The organism is Bradyrhizobium sp. S3.2.6 (genome assembly GCF_040546885.1).
Classification (GTDB): Bacteria; Pseudomonadota; Alphaproteobacteria; order Rhizobiales; family Xanthobacteraceae; genus Bradyrhizobium; species Bradyrhizobium cytisi.
Map to the genome: position 1 here is coordinate 155,421 of NZ_JBEPOS010000006.1, position 16,852 is coordinate 172,272.

16 protein-coding genes are annotated in these 16,852 nt (G+C 63.1%); 1 reads left to right on the top strand and 15 read right to left on the bottom strand.

Annotated elements, in window-relative coordinates; genetic code table 11:
• Positions 1-86: 86 nt before the first annotated feature.
• From ABID58_RS14655 to ABID58_RS14720, 14 genes are all read right to left on the bottom strand, one after another.
• Entirely contained in the window at positions 87-647 is a 561-nt protein-coding gene (locus ABID58_RS14655) for a hypothetical protein (RefSeq protein ID WP_354033150.1), read from the bottom strand.
• Between the two features lie 438 nt (positions 648-1,085).
• Positions 1,086-1,736 (bottom strand): TetR/AcrR family transcriptional regulator, encoded by a 651-nt coding sequence (locus ABID58_RS14660; protein WP_148750841.1) that lies wholly within the window; start codon positions 1,734-1,736, stop codon positions 1,086-1,088.
• A 133-nt stretch (positions 1,737-1,869) separates the two neighbouring features.
• Entirely contained in the window at positions 1,870-3,552 is a 1,683-nt protein-coding gene (locus tag ABID58_RS14665; protein WP_148750840.1) for an AMP-binding protein, read from the bottom strand.
• A gap of 54 nt (positions 3,553-3,606) precedes the next feature.
• Positions 3,607-4,392, bottom strand: coding sequence for an enoyl-CoA hydratase/isomerase family protein (locus ABID58_RS14670; RefSeq protein ID WP_148750839.1), 786 nt, complete (start codon positions 4,390-4,392; stop codon positions 3,607-3,609).
• Between the two features lie 28 nt (positions 4,393-4,420).
• Entirely contained in the window at positions 4,421-6,166 is a 1,746-nt protein-coding gene (locus ABID58_RS14675) for a CocE/NonD family hydrolase (protein WP_354033151.1), read from the bottom strand.
• A gap of 194 nt (positions 6,167-6,360) precedes the next feature.
• Positions 6,361-6,777 carry a DoxX family protein gene (locus ABID58_RS14680; RefSeq protein ID WP_210250900.1) on the bottom strand — a complete coding sequence of 139 codons (417 nt, stop codon included), beginning with the start codon at positions 6,775-6,777 and terminating at the stop codon, positions 6,361-6,363.
• Positions 6,778-6,804: 27 nt separating this feature from the next.
• A complete protein-coding gene (locus tag ABID58_RS14685) occupies positions 6,805-7,506 on the bottom strand; it encodes a pirin family protein (protein ID WP_148750836.1) in 702 nt (233 codons plus the stop codon).
• Positions 7,507-7,714: 208 nt separating this feature from the next.
• Entirely contained in the window at positions 7,715-8,617 is a 903-nt protein-coding gene (locus ABID58_RS14690; RefSeq protein WP_354033152.1) for a LysR substrate-binding domain-containing protein, read from the bottom strand.
• Positions 8,618-8,656: 39 nt separating this feature from the next.
• Positions 8,657-9,445: an enoyl-CoA hydratase/isomerase family protein gene (locus tag ABID58_RS14695; RefSeq protein ID WP_148750835.1), complete on the bottom strand. Its 789-nt coding sequence runs from the start codon at positions 9,443-9,445 to the stop codon at positions 8,657-8,659.
• A 50-nt stretch (positions 9,446-9,495) separates the two neighbouring features.
• Positions 9,496-10,833: an MFS transporter gene (locus tag ABID58_RS14700; RefSeq protein WP_148750834.1), complete on the bottom strand. Its 1,338-nt coding sequence runs from the start codon at positions 10,831-10,833 to the stop codon at positions 9,496-9,498.
• A gap of 32 nt (positions 10,834-10,865) precedes the next feature.
• The gene (locus ABID58_RS14705) at positions 10,866-11,765 is read right to left on the bottom strand and encodes an alpha/beta fold hydrolase (RefSeq protein WP_148750833.1); all 900 of its coding nucleotides are present in this window, start codon (positions 11,763-11,765) and stop codon (positions 10,866-10,868) included.
• Between the two features lie 3 nt (positions 11,766-11,768).
• A complete protein-coding gene (locus ABID58_RS14710) occupies positions 11,769-12,869 on the bottom strand; it encodes a flavin reductase (protein WP_354033153.1) in 1,101 nt (366 codons plus the stop codon).
• Positions 12,870-12,903: 34 nt separating this feature from the next.
• Positions 12,904-13,932, bottom strand: a complete 1,029-nt coding sequence (locus ABID58_RS14715; protein WP_148750831.1) for an LLM class flavin-dependent oxidoreductase — start codon at positions 13,930-13,932, stop codon at positions 12,904-12,906.
• 45 nt (positions 13,933-13,977) lie between these two features.
• On the bottom strand, positions 13,978-14,334 hold the full coding sequence (locus tag ABID58_RS14720) for a VOC family protein (protein WP_148750830.1): 357 nt from the start codon (positions 14,332-14,334) through the stop codon (positions 13,978-13,980).
• A gap of 114 nt (positions 14,335-14,448) precedes the next feature.
• Between ABID58_RS14720 and ABID58_RS14725 the strand changes: the two genes are divergently transcribed.
• Entirely contained in the window at positions 14,449-15,231 is a 783-nt protein-coding gene (locus ABID58_RS14725; protein WP_148750829.1) for an IclR family transcriptional regulator, read from the top strand.
• Positions 15,232-15,252: 21 nt separating this feature from the next.
• Here ABID58_RS14725 and ABID58_RS14730 read toward each other — a convergent pair whose 3' ends face one another.
• Entirely contained in the window at positions 15,253-16,797 is a 1,545-nt protein-coding gene (locus ABID58_RS14730; protein WP_148750828.1) for an acetolactate synthase large subunit, read from the bottom strand.
• Positions 16,798-16,852: the final 55 nt, after the last annotated feature.

Below are 16,852 nucleotides of genomic sequence, written 5' to 3' on the forward strand. Positions count from 1 at the left end.
AGCATGGGCTGCGAAGCGAAACCCATCAGGATTTGATGGACGATGAAACGTGATGGGTTTCGCAAGCGCTCTACCCATCCTACGTACTACTCCGATGTAAGCTGCGAGAATCCCAGTTCGTCCTTCATAAGGTCGGGGAGTCTGGCATAAAGGTCGACGAGGATCTTCAGAGCGTCTGTCATTTTGTCAGCGGCCTTGAAACGCTCTACTTGATCGTCTTCAGCGTGATTTCTTTCCACTTCGCCTACGAGATAATCGACTGTCATTTTTTCAATAGTTGTGAAAACCGCCGTTTCTCTAGGAGGAAAGAAAAACTTTGCCTCATCGAGCTTGAGACGCATTTCGCGAAGCCTTCCGTCGTGTACTCCGTCAAACTTGTCGCCACTGACATGCTCGATCAGCGCTCGCGCGGTCGTGTAGATCTCGTATCGTTTGTCAAACAAATCGTGCTTGAGTTTATCGAAGGCAATATCGCGCTGTGACTGCGCAATTGCCTTCGCAGCCTCCGCCGTTCTTGCTTGTGACTGTGCGATGCCTGCTTGGATTTTCCCGAACCGATAGGTAACGGTTACTGCGACGGCGGCCGCAATCACCGTTGCCGCCGGTCCCGCGAAGGTTTTTGATACCTCCCACCAATCGATCGCCATAGCTAGCTAGCTCCCGGAACATATCCGATTCGGCGTATCCGAATTCCGGCCCCCCTTCGCCTCCACCAGCGACGGAAGGTCAGACTTGCTTTGGATCTAAGAAGAGACGGTATCCTAAATGGAATTTGGTAGCGGGAGACCGCTACCGCCTTTCACCACACCACGCAAATCTGCGATATTTCCTCCGATCGTCCGCCTAAAACTCAGAAGCTTGTCGAATTGCTCCAGATGTCCATGTTCCGGATGACCCCGGGGGCCGGGCTGGCCGCATCTTTAAGGCAGTTCTCCAAACAAGGTGCTGACGACGTGATCAGCGCCGGGTGAAATCAGTAGAGCCGATCGAAAGAAGATCGACCGCGACAACGCGCGCCGACTGTTCGGTCAGCCTTGACGGACGGGGACAGGCGGCGATCACCGCCTGTCTCCTCGTTCCTTCTTCTATTCGTCTCCGAAGATCGTTTCGTCCACGAGACGCCAATAGGCGGAGACGACCTGTGGATCCTCGGGTGACAGTCCGCTTGTGATCTGCATCTCGGGCCCGAACTCCGAGAGCGTCGCGCTCAGACTGACCATCATGTAGTGGAATAGGATGGGATCGACGGCGGGTATAAGGCCCTGTTTCTGAGCCTCAACGATCTGGGGCAGCAGCCGGCCCAGAAGCGGAGCGAGGACCGTTTCAGCCACCCATTTCAGTCGGGGATTGTTCGTCAAGGTCTCCTGGCGCATGAAACGATGGAATTCCGGAAACGCGACAGTATACTGGAAAAGAGTGGCGTATTCCCGTCGCAGCCGCGCCAACGGTGACAACTCGGATCCCTCAGGAGCCGAAACTTCCCAGTCGGACCGAATCTGCGCGAACGCATGCTCGGCTGCCGCCCGCCAGAGAATATCCTTACTGCGATAATGATAGGTGATCAGGGGATGTTGCAGGCCCAATCGATCGGCGATGGCACGAATGCTCGCGCCTTCGAACCCGCGCTCGGCGAATTCCGCGATGGCAGCATTGAGGATCGCAGCCCGCGTCTCGATCGAGCGCTGCTGTTCGGCTCGCTTGCGCGGGCGCTCTCGCCGGGCTGTCTGCTTGGCCATTTCGCCTTCGATTAGCACGGCCCCCAATCGAACACCAAGCGACGTGTTGGCTGGCTCCACATCAGCCTGGCGGCTTTCGCTCCTGACGTTGGCCGCGGAATTCCCGGCGGGCTCAATGCCGTCTCGCCGAGACTCATGCGCCAGCGTCCTCGGCGCGTGCAAACTCCTCGATCATCGCCTCTCGCATCGCGAACTTCTGCACCTTGCCGGTTACGGTAGAGGGGAAGCTCTCCACGAACCGGATGTAGCGCGGAATCTTGTAATGCGAGATACGGTCCTGACAGAATTTCCGGACAGCGTCCTCATCGAGCGCCGTGCCCACCTTTGGGACGATCCAGGCACAAAGCTCTTCGCCGTACTTGGCGTCCGGCACGCCGAAGACCTGGACATCCCTGATGTCGGGGTGCTGGTAAAGATACTCCTCGACCTCCCGCGGATAGATGTTCTCGCCGCCGCGGATGACCATGTCCTTGATCCTCCCGACGATGCGGCAGTAGCCGTCGTCGTCGACGGTCGCCAGGTCTCCGGTGTGCATCCAGCCGGCGCGGTCGATCGCCTCTTTCGTCCGGGCTTCGTCGTTCCAATAGCCGAGCATCACCGAATATCCTCTGGTGCAAAGCTCGCCGGCTTCGCCGCGCGGGACGACCCGCCCCTGGCGATCGACGATCTTGACCTCGAGGTGCGGCTGGATCCTGCCGACCGTCGAGACGCGCAATTCGAGCGGATCGTCACGGCTGCTCTGGAAGCTGACCGGGCTCGTCTCGGTCATTCCATAGGCGATCGTGATCTCGCTCATGTGCATGGTCGACGCCACCTCCTTCATGACCTCGATGGGACACGGAGCTCCTGCCATGATGCCGAGCCGAAGTGAGCTTAGATCGAATCGGCTGAATTCGGGGTGGTTCAGTTGGGCGATGAACATCGTGGGGACCCCGTAGAGCACATCGCAGCGCTCCGCCGCGACGGTCTCCAGGGTCTTCAGGGGATCGAAGGACTCGGATGGATACACCATGGTGGCCGCATGGGTGACGCAACCGAGGTTACCCATCACCATGCCGAAGCAATGATAGAGCGGGACCGGGATGCACACCCGAGATCCAGGCTCGATTCCGGTCGCCTCTCCCACGAAAAAGGCATTGTTGATCAGATTGTGATGCGAGAGCGTCGCGCCCTTCGGCAAGCCGGTGGTGCCGCTAGTGAACTGGATGTTGACGGCATCGTCCATCTGCACCGCGGCCGCGACGGCATCGAGCCGCCGGTTGCCGATCTGCTGTCCCCGCTCCGATATCCAATCGAACGCAAGGCAGCCGTCGTGCTTGCCCGCGATCGAGATCACGTGGCGCAACTCGGGCAGACGCGCGCTCTTCAGCTCGCCGAGCTCGCCCCCCAGCTCCGGGACGAGCTCGCGGATCATCGCGATATAGTCGCTGGTCTTGAAGCGTGCCGCCGTGATCAGCGCCCGACATCCTACAGTCCGCAGGACGTGCTCCAGTTCGCTCAGGCGATAGGCGGGATTGATATTGACCAGGATCAGGCCAGCCTTCGCGGTCGCAAACTGCGCGATCGTCCATTCCGCACAATTCGGAGCCCAAATGCCGACCCGGTCTCCCGACTCGAGGCCAAGGGCGAGCAGGCCCGACGCGAACGCATCCGAGCGTGACTTGAGCTCCGAATAGGTCCAGCGAATCTTCTGGTGAGCGACAACCAGCGCTTCGCGGGAGCCATCGGTCGCGCTCACCTCATCCAGAAGCGCGCCAATGGTTTTCCCGATCAGGGGCGGACCGCTGTAACCATGCACATAGCTTTCGCGTGGCACGAATTCCTCCCGGTCATCTCTGAGCTATCGAACGTTCGCCGCGCCGCAGCCGGCTCACTTTCCTTCGAAGATAAGTGTCGGCGGCTCGATGTCCTTGTCGAAGGCCGCTGCCGTGTTGGCAAAGCCGCGCTGCGCATCGGCGCCTTCATAGAGCTCCATCGCGACATCGAGCATCACGAGGTCTGCCGCTGCCACGCCGCCGCTCGACCATGCCTTCAGAAGCGTCCGCGTCGCCGCATAGGATCGGGTCGGCCCGGTGGCGAGTTGCTTTGTCAGAGCGGCAGCGGTTGCTGCGAGCTCGTTCTCGGGCACCACATGAGTGGCGATTCCGAGTTGTCCCGCCTCCTGTCCGGACATCGGCTCGCCAAGCATGGCAAGCCGCGAGGCGCGCGCGCGGCCGGCGCGCTCCGCGATGCGCTGGAGGGCCCCTGCGATCGGCAGCATGGCCGTGGTGACCTCGACGCAGCGGAGTGTCGCACTCTCGGCCGCGACGAGGAAGTCGCAGGCCAGCGCCAGTTCAAAGCCGCCGCCGAACGCGACGCCCTGGACCACTGCGACCGTCGGGATCTTCAGCATTTCAATGGTGCGGTAGGAGACGTTGACCTCGGCCACGAACGTCCTGAACCAGTTGACGTCCTTTCCCGGCCACTCGCGCACCTCGCCGCCAAAGGAGAAATGCGGTCCCTCCGCACGGATGACGAGCACGCGGATGTCGCTGGTGCTGGCCTGGTGCACTGCGACCCGCAGGGCCTCGGTAAAACGCAGGTCTAGGCGGTTGAATGGCGGGTTGGCGAGCACGATGCTGCCGACGGCGCCGTCGCGTTCAAATCGGATCGACATGGCAATGCCTCCTGCTCTGAGCCGACGATCAGGTCGGACGTTGATTGTTTGTTTGGGGAATGATGGGCAGCAGCAGATGCGATGGCCGCTCTGCGTCCCGATAAATCCTGTGCGTCACGGTCTTGCTGCTGCACACGTGATAGGGAATGTACTCGACATTGGTCATCGCGCCGGTCCCGGTCGGAACATCCATGGACGTGATGTCGAGGCAGATGCGGTGTCCGGCCTTGAACTGGTTCGCTGTCGCCAGGATCTGGATCTGGTACTCGACCACCTCGTCCGGCGTCACCGGTGAGATCGCGTCGCGAGTGAGCTTGTGGAATGGCTCCCAGGGCTTTGAACGCTTCTCATCGAGCGCCCGGTGCGAAGCCTTCAGCCAGCCTCGCGTCAACTCCCGTTCGGGCAAGGTTGTTGGCATATCGCGCTCGCCCTCGCGCGCGGTACGGACCGAGACGTCGGGGCCGACGTCCTTGAGGACGACGATCCAGTTGGTGTCTTCCTGATCGATCGCTGCATACAACGTGAGCGTGATTGGGCCGGCGACGGTGACGTCATGCGGCAACGGATCCGTCATGTAGCGCAGCCGCTCGACCTTCGTCGTCCGCGTGACGGGCATCTGAGTGAAGACGTCGGGCTCGCGCGCCGCGGCACCAACCTCCACAGCGGGCCGCGGCGGCTCTGCGGTCAGGCCGTCCCAATGCGAAAGATAGAATTTCGTCCACCGCGTTTCCGGCAGTGGCCAGTCCGCTCCGGTACGCCATTCGTTGGCGCCCATCAGCCAATAACGCACCGGCGGTTCGTCCATGATGCCGGTGTCCTGCCCTTTCAGCCAGTGGTCGTACCAGCGGATGATCTCGTCGTGGTATTGATGGAATGGCCGCTCCAGGTGAGCCGGGCCCGTGAACAGCAGCTTCTTCGGCGCGTCAACGTTCTGGAAGTAATGCTGCGCGCCCAGCCAGTGAAGCTTGTAGGTGTACGCGTAGGCTCCCGAGCCGGTGTAGAACGGCATCTTGATTTTCCTGAAGGTTTCTTCGGCGCGCTCGACGGTGCCGTCGAACTCCCAAGGGTGCGTCATCATGAGATACATGACGAACGTGCGCTGCCCCTTCTGGGTGAGGATGTTGTAGAGATTGATGTACTGCTTGTAGTCCGGGTTCTGCATGGCCTGCCGCCAGAGCGCTTCCTCTGCAGCAGGAAGCTCCGCGGGCCGGTCGCGTGACTCATGAACCGTGCTGAAGACGTCGAGCAAATAAGGAAATGTGTGCAGGACGCCGCCGGGATTGAAGTCGCGAAAGCCGAACATACCGCCATAGGCACTGCACGCATCGTAGGGAAAGATGGCCTTCAGGGCGGGATGCCCTTGCGCGGCCGCGCGCCACTGCTCGCCGGCATAGCCGGAGATGCCGACCATTCCGACCTTGCCGTTTGACCACGGCTGCTGCGTGATCCACTCGATCAGATCGTAATGGTCGGTATCCTCGTGGCCGTAATGGCCTTCCGACTTGGCCGATCCTCGCGGCTGCGCGATGACGTGGACATAGCCGTTGGCAATGAATCGTCTCGTATCGCCCGCCTCGATGGGCCCGAACCATAACGGGGCGTGCGCCGGTTGCGGCGGCAGGATGTCCGCGATGTCAGGCCCCTGAATGTCCTTGTTGTGCAACGCCGACGCATAGAGCACCGGGTATTTGCCCGCCGCATCCGGTCGGTAGACGTCGACGGCAAGTCGCGTGCCGTCGCGCATGGCAACACTGATGTCCCGTTCCTCGATCATCGTTTCACTCCGGCTGTTCGCGGCGCTTGCGGCCGACGTTCGGCGATCGTCGAGATGCGGCGAACCGGCCGCCAGCCCGACTGAACGAACCATGTCATTAAATTTTACGATCGTAAAGTATCTTTCTGGTGAACTCGCGCCGGCCCGGCGACGGGGCGTACTGCCGTCGGAACGGTCGGCGCGAGCTCATGAGTTCAGCGGGCCGCAGCATTCGCGACAGCGACGCCGCCCTTGGACAGGCGGTTGTCGAGGCTGAGCGCGCCTGCGCCGAACGCCGCGATCTGAAGCAGGCCGCCCGCCATCATGACGTTCTTGAGGAAGTGGATCATCTGGTTCTGGTCGGCGAAGTTGCTGTGGAACGCCACGCCGGCCGCGATACAGAACACTGCCAGCGCCAGCGCGACCGTTCGAACCTGGTAGCCTGCAATCAGCAGGAGTCCACCGCCGAGTTCAAGCGCGACTGCAACGATGTAAGCAAGCGGCGGCACAGGCAGACCGGCAGCAGCGATCATCGCGGTCGTCGGACCGAAAGCGGCGAGCTTGCCGAGGCCGCTCATCGCGAAGGGCAGGCCGATCAGGATACGGCCGATCAGAGGGAGGTAACGGTTCATGGTAATAGCTCCTTTGCTGGTGTGAGATCAGGCGGCGTCGACGAGGATGAACTCCGCGTTCTCGATGGCCGTGATGATGAGTTTGGGTTCGTCGATTGCGGCGATGCCGTCGCCGACAGCAACTCGTTGCCCGTTGACGAGGATCGCGCCCTGGGCAGGGGCGAGATAGGTGTGCCGCAAATGCGCCGACGGCGTATGTGTCAGAGTGGTCCGCGCAAGCAGCGTGGCACCGAGGACGCGGGCGTCGGCGCGGATCATGAGCGCCTCGGCGTTCTCCGGATTCCCGCTCGCGAGCTCGATGAGATGTCCGGCGCGATCTGCCTTCGGGAATTTGCGGGTATCCCACCGCGGCGTCCCGCCGCGCTGACGCGGCAGCAGCCAGATCTGGAAGAGCTTCAGCGGGTCGTCGTCGCGGTTGTGCTCGGAGTGGCTGATGCCGGATCCAGCGCTCATCACCTGGACGTCACCGGCCACGGTGCGGCCGAGATTTCCGGCGCTGTCTTCGTGCGTGACGGCGCCCTGGCGGACATAGGTCACGATTTCCATGTCCGCGTGCGAGTGGCGTCCGAAGCCGGAGCCGGGCGCAATCTCGTCGTCGTTCCAGACCACGAGCGCGCCAAGGGGGCCATTCGCGGGATTGCCCTCAGCCGACACGATGAAATGGTGGCGTGCTTTCAGCCAGCCGCGATCTCCGTGATCGAGCGTTTCCTTGGAGCGAAGCTGCAACATGACCATTCCTCGGCATCGGACCCGTGTCCGTTTCGGGAATGGTTATGTGGCCAAACCGGTCGGCCGATTAGTCAGCAGATTCCGGACGCCTCGTTCTACCTGGTGAACGATCGCCGGCGGATGGGACCGGAAGCCGCGACTACGCCGAAGGCCGCACCCGTCTCCGCTGAGAGACAAACCACAGCAGCGCACGGCGGTTGAACGCCGGCTATGACGCCGCTGACGATCTCAGGGCCGCGGCAGCGAAGTCGATCACCGCCCGGACGCCAGGCAGCATGCCGCGCCGCGAGGCGAAGACGAGATGCAGGATGCCCTCGGTGCCGCCCCATTCCGGCAGCACACGGACGAGCGCACCACTCACGAGTGCGTCCTGACAATATCTGGCCGGCAACAACGTAATTCCGGCGCCCTGGCACGCCGCCGCCATCAGGATATCGAAGCTGCCGCTGGCAAGGCGTGGCTCGACCGACAGGCTGCTGGTCTCACCATTTTTCGCCGTCAGAAGCCAGGTACCGCCGCTCTGCTCGTCCTGGTCCAAAATCGGAAAATTGCCGAGATCCGCCGGCGATTTCGGAGCACCCGTCTTTGCCAGCAGGTTGGGGCTTGCGACAAGGATGCGCCGGCTGACCCCGATGCGCTTCACTTGCAGATCTGCGTCGGTGTCGAGGCGCTCGCGAACGCGGATCGCGACATCGATACCTTCGTGGATCAAGTCGACTCGGCGATTGGTCGCGATGCATTGAACACGCAATTGAGGATGAGCGGCAAGGAAGCCCGGCAAGGGACCGGCAATCGCCCCCTGAAGCCCGAGCGGACAGGTCAGCCGAACGAGCCCGCGGGGCTCGGCTTGCATACGAAGCGCGACCTCCTCGACCGCGTCAGCTTCGATCACCGCGGCTTGCGCGTGCTGGTAGACTTGCTGACCAACCTGGGTCACACCAAGTCCGCGCGTCGTCCGATCGAGCAGCCGCACGCCGAGCCGCTCCTCCAGGAGAGCGATGCGGCGACTGACGCGCGATTTGGGTACGCCAAGCACGCGGGAGGCCGCCGAGAATCCCCGATTGACGACAACGGCGACAAAGAACTGGAGATCGTTAAGATCGCGCACCATTTGCCGCCGTTTCTCTCCTGCGTCTTCCGAGGCGTTCCATCATCGGCCGGTGAAGACGATTCTCGGCGGCTCGATCCCCTTCTTGATGGCCTCGGCCCGTGCCGTGCGGCCGCGTCTTGCATCCTCGGAGCTGTGGAGCGCCATGGTGATATCCAGGATCATTGCGTCGGCGGACGGCACGCCCCCGCCCGACCAGGCCTTCAGCAGGGTTCGTATGGCCGCATACGAGCGCGTCGGACCGCTCGACAGATCCTGCGCGAATTTGAGCGCAGCCGCTTCGACGTCATCCGCGGGCATCACCTGGATCGCAATTCCCAGTTCGCCGGCGGTGGCGCCCGACATCGGCTCACAAAGCATCGCGTATCGGGCCGCGCGCGAACGGCCGATCCGCTCCGCGAGTCGCTGCACCGCGCCGGCGACGGGCGCAGATCCCACCGAAGCCTCGATACAGCGAAACACCGCATCTTCGGCCGCAACGATGAAGTCGCAGGCGAGCGCGAGCTCGAAGGCGCCGCCAAACGCAGCGCCGCGGACGGCTGCGACCGTCGGGATCGGCAAGGCCTCGATGGCGCGGAACGACTGATTACATTCGGCAATGAAGGTCCGGAATTGACTGGCATTCTTCTCCAGGAAGTCGAGCACGTCGCCGCCCTGGCTGAAATTGGGTCCTTCCGCCCTCACCAGCAACGCCCTGATGTAGCTCTCGCCGGCTTCGTGAACGGCCTGCTTGAGCGCGTCCGAAAAGTCCGATGCAATGAGATTTTTCGGCGGATTGGCGAGTACGATATGACCGACCGCGTCTTTCTGTTCGAACCTGATCACTTGCATTTCCGACCTCCCTTCAACATGTTGATATTGTGATTCCAGAAACGGCCGCCTCATCGCGCGCGCTCGGGAACAAGCGATGGCACGTCACGGCCGGGTCGCATCTGCCAATAGACGGCGAGAAGACATAGCCCGCCGGCTATCGCCAGCGCACCGCCGACAGTTGATAGCGCGGAGCCGAGAGCGCTCTGGGCTCCCTCAAATAGTCGATCGGCGATCACCGCAACGAGCGTCGGCGCGACCGCCGTTCCCGTGATGCCGACCCACGCGAAATGAACGGCCGTGATTTTCCCGATGACCGCGCCCGGCGACAGATGCACGATCGTCGAGGTGCCGATGGTGAACAAGCTCGCAGCCAGGAGATTAAAAGCTGCCAGCAAAAACCAGGTCGCCGAAATGGATCCGGCCGCAGGCGCCAAGACGGCAGGCACGAAGATCAACGCGCAAATCGCAATTCCGAGCGCCGGGACACCCGACAGGCCGTACCGTCGGTAGACCAGGTCGACGAGAAAGCCCGCACTGAGTTGGCTCGTGGTGCTGAGCAGCAACACGATCAGACCGTAAGTCAGGCCGATCTCGCCTGCCGGGATTTTCCACACCCGCCCGAGAAACGCGGGAATCCAGGACGAATAAGCCACCGACAGCATGATCGTCGCAGCGTTTGCCAGAAAGAGCAACGCAAAGACCAGCCATCGACCACGGATCGCCTCGAGCACTTCCTTGAAAGCCACAGATTTGCTTGGGCCGGCTGATCGTCTTGCGGGCTCCGGGAACGTGAAAACGAGCAGGGCAACGGGCAGCGCAAACACGCCACAGGCGATCATGACGAGCTGCCACGAGCGAATTGATATCCCGAGCACGGGCACGACATAGGCCCCGTTCTCGCCGACCAGGTGAAGAATGGCGCCTCCGGCAAGAAGGGCGATCCCGCCGCCGATGCTCGCGCCCATCGCCCAGATCGCGACGGCGCGCCCGCGGAAGCGCGTATCAAATGCATCTTTCACAAGCGACATGCTCGCCGGTCCACATGTTGCCTCGCCCGCGCCAACCCCGCAGCGGCCCAGGAACAGACCGGCATAGGTCGTGGCGGAGCCGCACAGGATCGTCGACACTCCCCAGGCCGCGATCCCGATACCAAGGATGCGTCTGCGGGAGAACCGATCGACAAGCACGCCGACAAGCCAGCCCCCGATGGCGTAGGTGATGATGAAGGCAGCTCCAATCAGAAGGCTCATCATCGTGTCCGATATCCCGAGATCACGCTTGATGGGTTGAACCAGGAGCGGTAGCGCCGCACGATCGATGAATGCGACCGCATTCACCAGGCAAAGGACGCCGACCATCCACCAATGAGTTGGAGTAGGCCGCTCTGCTTCCTGTTCGATCTTCATCCTTGGTTTCCTCGCGTGTCGGCTTTCGTGTTCTATTTCGCTGCCGAGACTTCGCTCCGCGTCTCGGCTGCGATTTGCCGGACGATGGCGTTGAACTTCACTGGCGCTTCGAGCTTGAGCATGTGGCCGCAAGCCTCGAACGGATGCGACGTCGCGGCAGGCGCCGCGGCGAGCAGCCGCGCCGCGTGATCCCGATGTGGCGCGACCTGATCGAGCGTGCCGGAGAGGATGGCAATCGGGCACCGCACGGCCGAGACGGTGTCCGGCGTGTAAATGGTGAACAGCGACCGTATCGCCTGTCGCCAGCCGTCGGTCGTCATGGCGTCGCGGAGGCGCTCGACATGCTGCCTGACCAGCGATGGCGTGTCCGGTGTCAGCAACTTGTCCGCGATGGCTGCGCGTGAAACCGGAATGTCGATATCCGCCGTGCCAAGCCAGGCATTGAGCTCGGCTGCACGGGCATCGCCGAGGAGATGGCCTCTGGCGACATTCGGGGCGGAAAGAACGAGACCGTCGACCATTGCTGGATATCGCCGTGCGAAGGCCAGCGCCACGACGCTCCCCCAGGAGCTGCCGACCAGAACGGCAAGCCGCCGCACCCGAAGTGCGCGCAGCAATCCTTCCAAGGCCTCCGCATAATCGTCAATGCCTGGGTCCTGCCCCGGGATGGGCGTGCTGCCGCCGAAGCCCGGCGCATTCCAGGCAAGCACGTGAAAATCCCGCGACAACCCGGCAAGCTGGGCACGATATCCGGCCGAGCTGGATCCGAGTCCGTGAAGCATCAGCACCGTGGGATTGCGCGCGCTCCCACTGGCGCGATAATTGATGTGCCCCCGTTCTCCGGAATAGACCGGTGACGCAACGGTCACCTGGACAAGTTCAGGCAGCTCCTGCGTGAGGAGCTCGGTGTCGAGGGCGGACAAAGCGGCCATCGATCAGGCTCCCGCCGCCGGTTGCAGCCGCTTGGCCGGTTCAGACGCATTGTCGGAGCGGTAGCCGAGGCGGCGAGACAGATCTTCTGCGCTCTGCCGGAGGGTGCGGGCGAACACACCGTCGAGATCCGCGCGAAACCGGCTCGCCTCGCCGACCGCGGTCAGAGCCAGCACCGCCTGGCCGCTTGCATCGAGCACCGGCGCACTGAGGGCATTGATCAGCGTTTCGCTGCGGTAGAAGGTTTCGAGTCCCTGCCTTGCGAGTCCCAGTCGCCGGATGTCTTCGAGGCGTTCCTCCCAATCGCCCTCCTCGGCCGTCGTGGCCTCTCCTGGCCAGCCCGTCTGCGCAATGGCCTCAGGCGGAAGATGTGCGGCAAATGCCAGACCGGTTGCCGTCGAGGTCACGGGCAGTATCAGTCCGACGGGAAGCGCGTCGCTGACGGGAGCGGACGCCGGTTCCCAATGGGTGATGGTTGGGCCGTGTGTACCCCAGACCGCGAGCGCCATCGTCTCGTCGAACTGGTTGGCGAGGCGCTCGATCGCGCGCGTGCCGAGCCGCATGGCGGCCAGTTGCGCCTGCTTGCGATCGGGCAACAATGCGCCATCAGCCATATCGTGGGGGTCAGCCAGCAGATATTGACCGTTGCCGAAGACGAGCGGCTTGCGTTCGGCGCGATCGATCGCAAACACCTCGCCGACATAGATGGTGTGGTCGCCGCCCGGCACCCGCGACACGACCCGGCACTGGAGCCTGGCGCTGCAATCGCGGAGCAGCGGCACGGCGCCGGAGCCGATATCGACATCGATGCCGACGAACTTCTCATGCGATGACTTCGCAAAGCGCTTTGACAGCTCGATCTGGTCCTCGGCCAAGATGTTCACGGCAAAGCGTTCGGCCTTGAAGAAGGCCGGGTGGCTGTGACTTTTGACCGACTGGCTCCAGAGCACCAGCGGAGGATCAAGCGACACCGAGCTGAAGGAGTTGGCGGTGACGCCATGGAATCTGCCTTCGTCATCGGTCGTGGTCACCACGGTCACGCCGGTGACAAAGGTTCCGAGCACGCGCCGCAGATCGCGGCTGTCGAACAGAGGAGCATCAGCCATCTTCCACCTCCTTGCGTTCACCCGTTTTGTGCACTCATGCGGCGACCGCTTCGGCCGCCTTCACCACAGGCATCACCTGCTCGGCGAAGCGGCGGATCGAGGCCGCCGCCTCCGTGTGCGGCATGGTTCCGAACATGAAGCTGCCGATCACGTAGTTCAGCCCGCCGAGCGCGACCTGGCCGGACAGGATTTGCGCGACCGTCCGGGCAGAACCGGCGATCGCATGGCCGGATTCGACGAGCTGGTCGAACGAGGGTGGCAGCTTCGCGTTGACCGGCTGGGTCCCGTGCTTGCGCCAGAGCTTGATGAAATTTTCGTAGAACGCCGGCCAGGCCTTTCGGCCGAGCTCGTGGGCTTCGCGGTCGGTCTCGCCGACGATGATGTAGCGATTGACGCCGATGAGGGGAGAGGCTTTGCCCTCTAGACCGGCGGCAGCCATCTCCTCGCGATAGCGATCGGAAATGGCGCGCACGCGGGACACCTGTCCGCCGCAGACCACATTCATGCCGTTGCGCGCCGGCCAGACCACGGAGTCGGGCGAACCGACCGCGTACCACATCGGCGGATGCGGACGCTGGAGCGGCTTCATTTCCACCGCGTAGTCGTTCAAGTTCCAGAACTCGCCTGTCGTCGTGACCGCATCCTGCGCGAAGCAGCGCTGGATCGCTTCGAAGGCCTCCGCGTACATCTTCGCCGCCTTCGCGGAGTCGATCCCGAGTGCGTCGAGCTCGTGCGGCGAGGCGCCGCGACCTATCCCGAACTCAAACCGGCCGCCACTCAAATGATCGAGCATGCAGATCTCTTCATAGAGACGCGCGGGATTGTAGGTCGGCAATAGATAGACCAGCGGACATAGCCGCAATCTCCTGGTCCGCTGGGACAGAGCCGCCATCCACACGCTGGGCGACGGTGTGGTGCTCAGCGGCGTGCCGTGGTGCTCGCTCATGTGGAAGCAGTGGAAGCCGAGCCGGTCATAGAGCTCGGCGAGCGCAAGCCGGTTCTCGTACTGCTCTGTCAGCGGAACACCGGAGCGGTCGTTCTGATCGAAGACGCCGAACTTCATGATGAATATCCTTTCGCAGGTGGCACGGTTGTTTCGCGGCCGTAGCTAGGTGCTTTGCCGGACGTGGATCTGGAACAGATTGTTCTCGGGGTCGGCGAACGTCGCGACGCTGCCGTGCGAACCCATGTCGCGGCTCGACAGGTGCAACCCTCCGAGCCGCTCGATCCGCTGCGCCAACTGAGCGACGTCGGTCGCGCCGAACACGACCACACTTCCGCGCGCGCCCGTCGCCGCTTCGGCTGGTGAGCTCAGCGCGAACCCGAGCTGTCCGACCTTGAACTGGCACCAGTTGTCGCGATCCCGAAAAGCCAGCGGAAGCTCCAGCGCCTCTGCGTAGAAGGCCTGCATGAGATCCATGTCATTGGCGACCGTGTAGACGCTGCGGATGGCCCCAAGGGGCATTTTCGTGTCCTCCGTGCATATTCAATATAGTTGAACATATGCTTTATTGTTGTATAGTGCTCGCAGCTTTCGTTTGTGTCAATCTCGATTCGCTGAACCGGTCGAAGGAAGCAGATGCAGGAGAAGAAGCCGCGCCGCGGCATTCAGTCGGTGGAAATTGCCTTTCGGATTCTGAGCGTTATGCAGACGAGCCAGCAGGCGATGGCTCTCAAGGACATCGCGCCGCTGGCGGGCCTGACGACGAGCGCCACGAATAACTATCTCGTGAGCCTCGTCAGGATCGGGCTCGCCGCTGCGGACGAGAAACCGGGCCACTATCGCCTCGGGCCTGCGGCGCTCTCGCTCGGCGTCAGCGCAATTCAGCAGATCGACGGCTTCGAGATCGTCCGCCGCGAGGTCACCAATCTGCGCGACATCACGAGCCGAAGCGCGGCCGTCACGACGTGGACCGACGACGGCCCGCTCAGCCTGTTCAAGCAGGACGGCGATCAGCGCGGCGCGTTCGAGTTTCGGACCGGACTGATCCCGATGCTGGGGTCTGCGGCAGGGAAGATCTATGCCGCCCGACTGGCACCAAACCTGACGGCGCATCTGATCGAGCAGGAGTGGGGCGCCGTCTTCGGCGACAGGCCCGACGCCGGCAAGTTCAGGGACGATGCGGCGCGCGAGCTCAAGCGAAAAGGCTACACGACGATCGTTCGATCCGACCTCACCGGCTATGTCTCCATTGCGGCGCCGATCGCGGACTGGAACGGCGATGTCCGCTTCACGCTCAGCCTCGCCGGCACCCGGGCCTCGATGAAGGTGGAGCCGTCAAGCGATCAGGTGAAAGCCCTGCTCGCCAGCGCCGCCAGCGCGACGCGGGCGCTCGGCGGCAAGATCGAAAGCCGCAATTAGGCGATTGCGCATTCCGTACGGCTACAGGACGACCTCGATGACACGGGGACCGCGATTGTTCATGGCACCGCCGAACTGGCTCTCGAATTCCCCAACCGACGTCGCGCGGCTCGCCTCCACGCCCATGCCGGACGCGAGCTTGACCCAATCGAGCTCGGGATTGTGCAGATCCAGCATCGAAAAAGCCTTCGGCCCCGGATCTCCGGCGCCGACCCGCGCAAGCTCGATGTTGAGGATCGCGTAGGACCGGTTGGCAAAGATCACCGTGGTGACGTCGAGCGATTCCCGCGCTTGCGTCCACAGCGCCTGCAGCGTGTACATCGCCCCGCCGTCGCCATGAAGACAGACAATCTTCCGGTCCGGACAGGCCACCGCAGCGCCGGTGGCGACCGGAATGCCCTGCCCGATCGCGCCGCCGGTCAAGGCAAGATGATCGTGCGGCGCGATCGTTGCCGCAAATCGATGCACACCCCCGCCTGCCGTCGCCCCCTCGTCGGAGATGATGGCGCCGTCAGGCAGCAAATGGGCGATGACCTGTCCGGCCGTCTGCGGATTGAGCGGTCCGGCCGGAATGTCGGGCCGGCTCAGTGGACCGACATGCAGCGCCTGCCTGGTCGCCTTCACCGCATCGGCAAGAGCCTCTAGCGCTGCCGGACCATCCTCGTGAGCGTGGGCAAGATAGGTGATCTTGCAGTCCTCGGGCGTGCACCAGGACGGCTTGTTCGGATAGGCAAAGAAGCTCACCGGCGGGCTCGCGCCGACCAGGATCAGTTGCTCCGTTCCCTTCATGAACTCGACGATCTGCTCGGCGAAATACGGGATGCGCTCGACCGCCACGCGCCCGGCGCCGCGCTGGCAGCGTGGCGCGAAGGTGTCGCACACGATCCGCGCGCCGGTCGCCGCCGCGATGCGGCCTGCCGCGCTCAGTCCACGCTCCTTCAGCGCGGCCCCCCGGATCAGCAGCATGGTCTTGCGGCCCGATTTGAGCGCCGCAGCTGCCTGATCGATTGCCGTACTGGAAACCGCGGCCGGCATCGGTTTCGGGAGAGCGGGTGCCGGTCGATCGGCTTCTAGCCACGCCGTGTCAGCGGGCAGGATCAGCGTCGCAATCTGACCGGGCCATTGCAACGCAGCCTGCACAGCGCGCGCGCCGTCCGCAGCGACGGTCTTGGCACTCGCCGACGAATGCACCCAGGCAGAGACCGGTCGCGCGAAACCATGAACGTCGGATGCGAGCGGTGCGTCGTACTGCGCATGATAGGTGGCGTGGTCACCCACGACATTGACGATCGGCGTCGCTGCGCGACGCGCGTTGTGCAGATTGGCAAGACCATTGGCGAGTCCCGGTCCGAGGTGGAGCAGGGTCGCGGCCGGCTTCTCCGCCATGCGACCATAGCCATCGGCCATGCCGGTTACCGCGCCTTCGAACAGGCCGAGCACGGCCCGCATGCCCTCGACCCTGTCGAGCGCAGCGACGAAGTGCATTTCCGAAGTGCCAGGATTGCCGAAACAGACCTCGACGCCCGATCCGACCAGCGTTCGCAAGAGACTTTCCGCGCCATTCATGCCGCTTCCCCGTCTTGTTGATCGCCCCTGCTATGATGCCCACTCGATGTCCGTC

Bases quoted from the DNA above. Each gene is read 5' to 3' on its own strand.
- ABID58_RS14690 (WP_354033152.1), bottom strand. From the start codon at position 8,617: ATGGTGCGCGATCTTAACGATCTCCAGTTCTTTGTCGCCGTTGTCGTC.
- ABID58_RS14725 (WP_148750829.1), top strand. From the start codon at position 14,449: ATGCAGGAGAAGAAGCCGCGCCGCGGCATTCAGTCGGTGGAAATTGCC.
- ABID58_RS14730 (WP_148750828.1), bottom strand. From the start codon at position 16,797: ATGAATGGCGCGGAAAGTCTCTTGCGAACGCTGGTCGGATCGGGCGTC.
- ABID58_RS14710 (WP_354033153.1), bottom strand. From the start codon at position 12,869: ATGGCTGATGCTCCTCTGTTCGACAGCCGCGATCTGCGGCGCGTGCTC.
- ABID58_RS14660 (WP_148750841.1), bottom strand. From the start codon at position 1,736: ATGGCCAAGCAGACAGCCCGGCGAGAGCGCCCGCGCAAGCGAGCCGAA.
- ABID58_RS14715 (WP_148750831.1), bottom strand. From the start codon at position 13,932: ATGAAGTTCGGCGTCTTCGATCAGAACGACCGCTCCGGTGTTCCGCTG.
- ABID58_RS14655 (WP_354033150.1), bottom strand. From the start codon at position 647: ATGGCGATCGATTGGTGGGAGGTATCAAAAACCTTCGCGGGACCGGCG.
- ABID58_RS14680 (WP_210250900.1), bottom strand. From the start codon at position 6,777: ATGAACCGTTACCTCCCTCTGATCGGCCGTATCCTGATCGGCCTGCCC.
- ABID58_RS14700 (WP_148750834.1), bottom strand. From the start codon at position 10,833: ATGAAGATCGAACAGGAAGCAGAGCGGCCTACTCCAACTCATTGGTGG.
- ABID58_RS14685 (WP_148750836.1), bottom strand. From the start codon at position 7,506: ATGTTGCAGCTTCGCTCCAAGGAAACGCTCGATCACGGAGATCGCGGC.
- ABID58_RS14705 (WP_148750833.1), bottom strand. From the start codon at position 11,765: ATGGCCGCTTTGTCCGCCCTCGACACCGAGCTCCTCACGCAGGAGCTG.
- ABID58_RS14720 (WP_148750830.1), bottom strand. From the start codon at position 14,334: ATGCCCCTTGGGGCCATCCGCAGCGTCTACACGGTCGCCAATGACATG.
- ABID58_RS14675 (WP_354033151.1), bottom strand. From the start codon at position 6,166: ATGATCGAGGAACGGGACATCAGTGTTGCCATGCGCGACGGCACGCGA.
- ABID58_RS14695 (WP_148750835.1), bottom strand. From the start codon at position 9,445: ATGCAAGTGATCAGGTTCGAACAGAAAGACGCGGTCGGTCATATCGTA.
- ABID58_RS14670 (WP_148750839.1), bottom strand. From the start codon at position 4,392: ATGTCGATCCGATTTGAACGCGACGGCGCCGTCGGCAGCATCGTGCTC.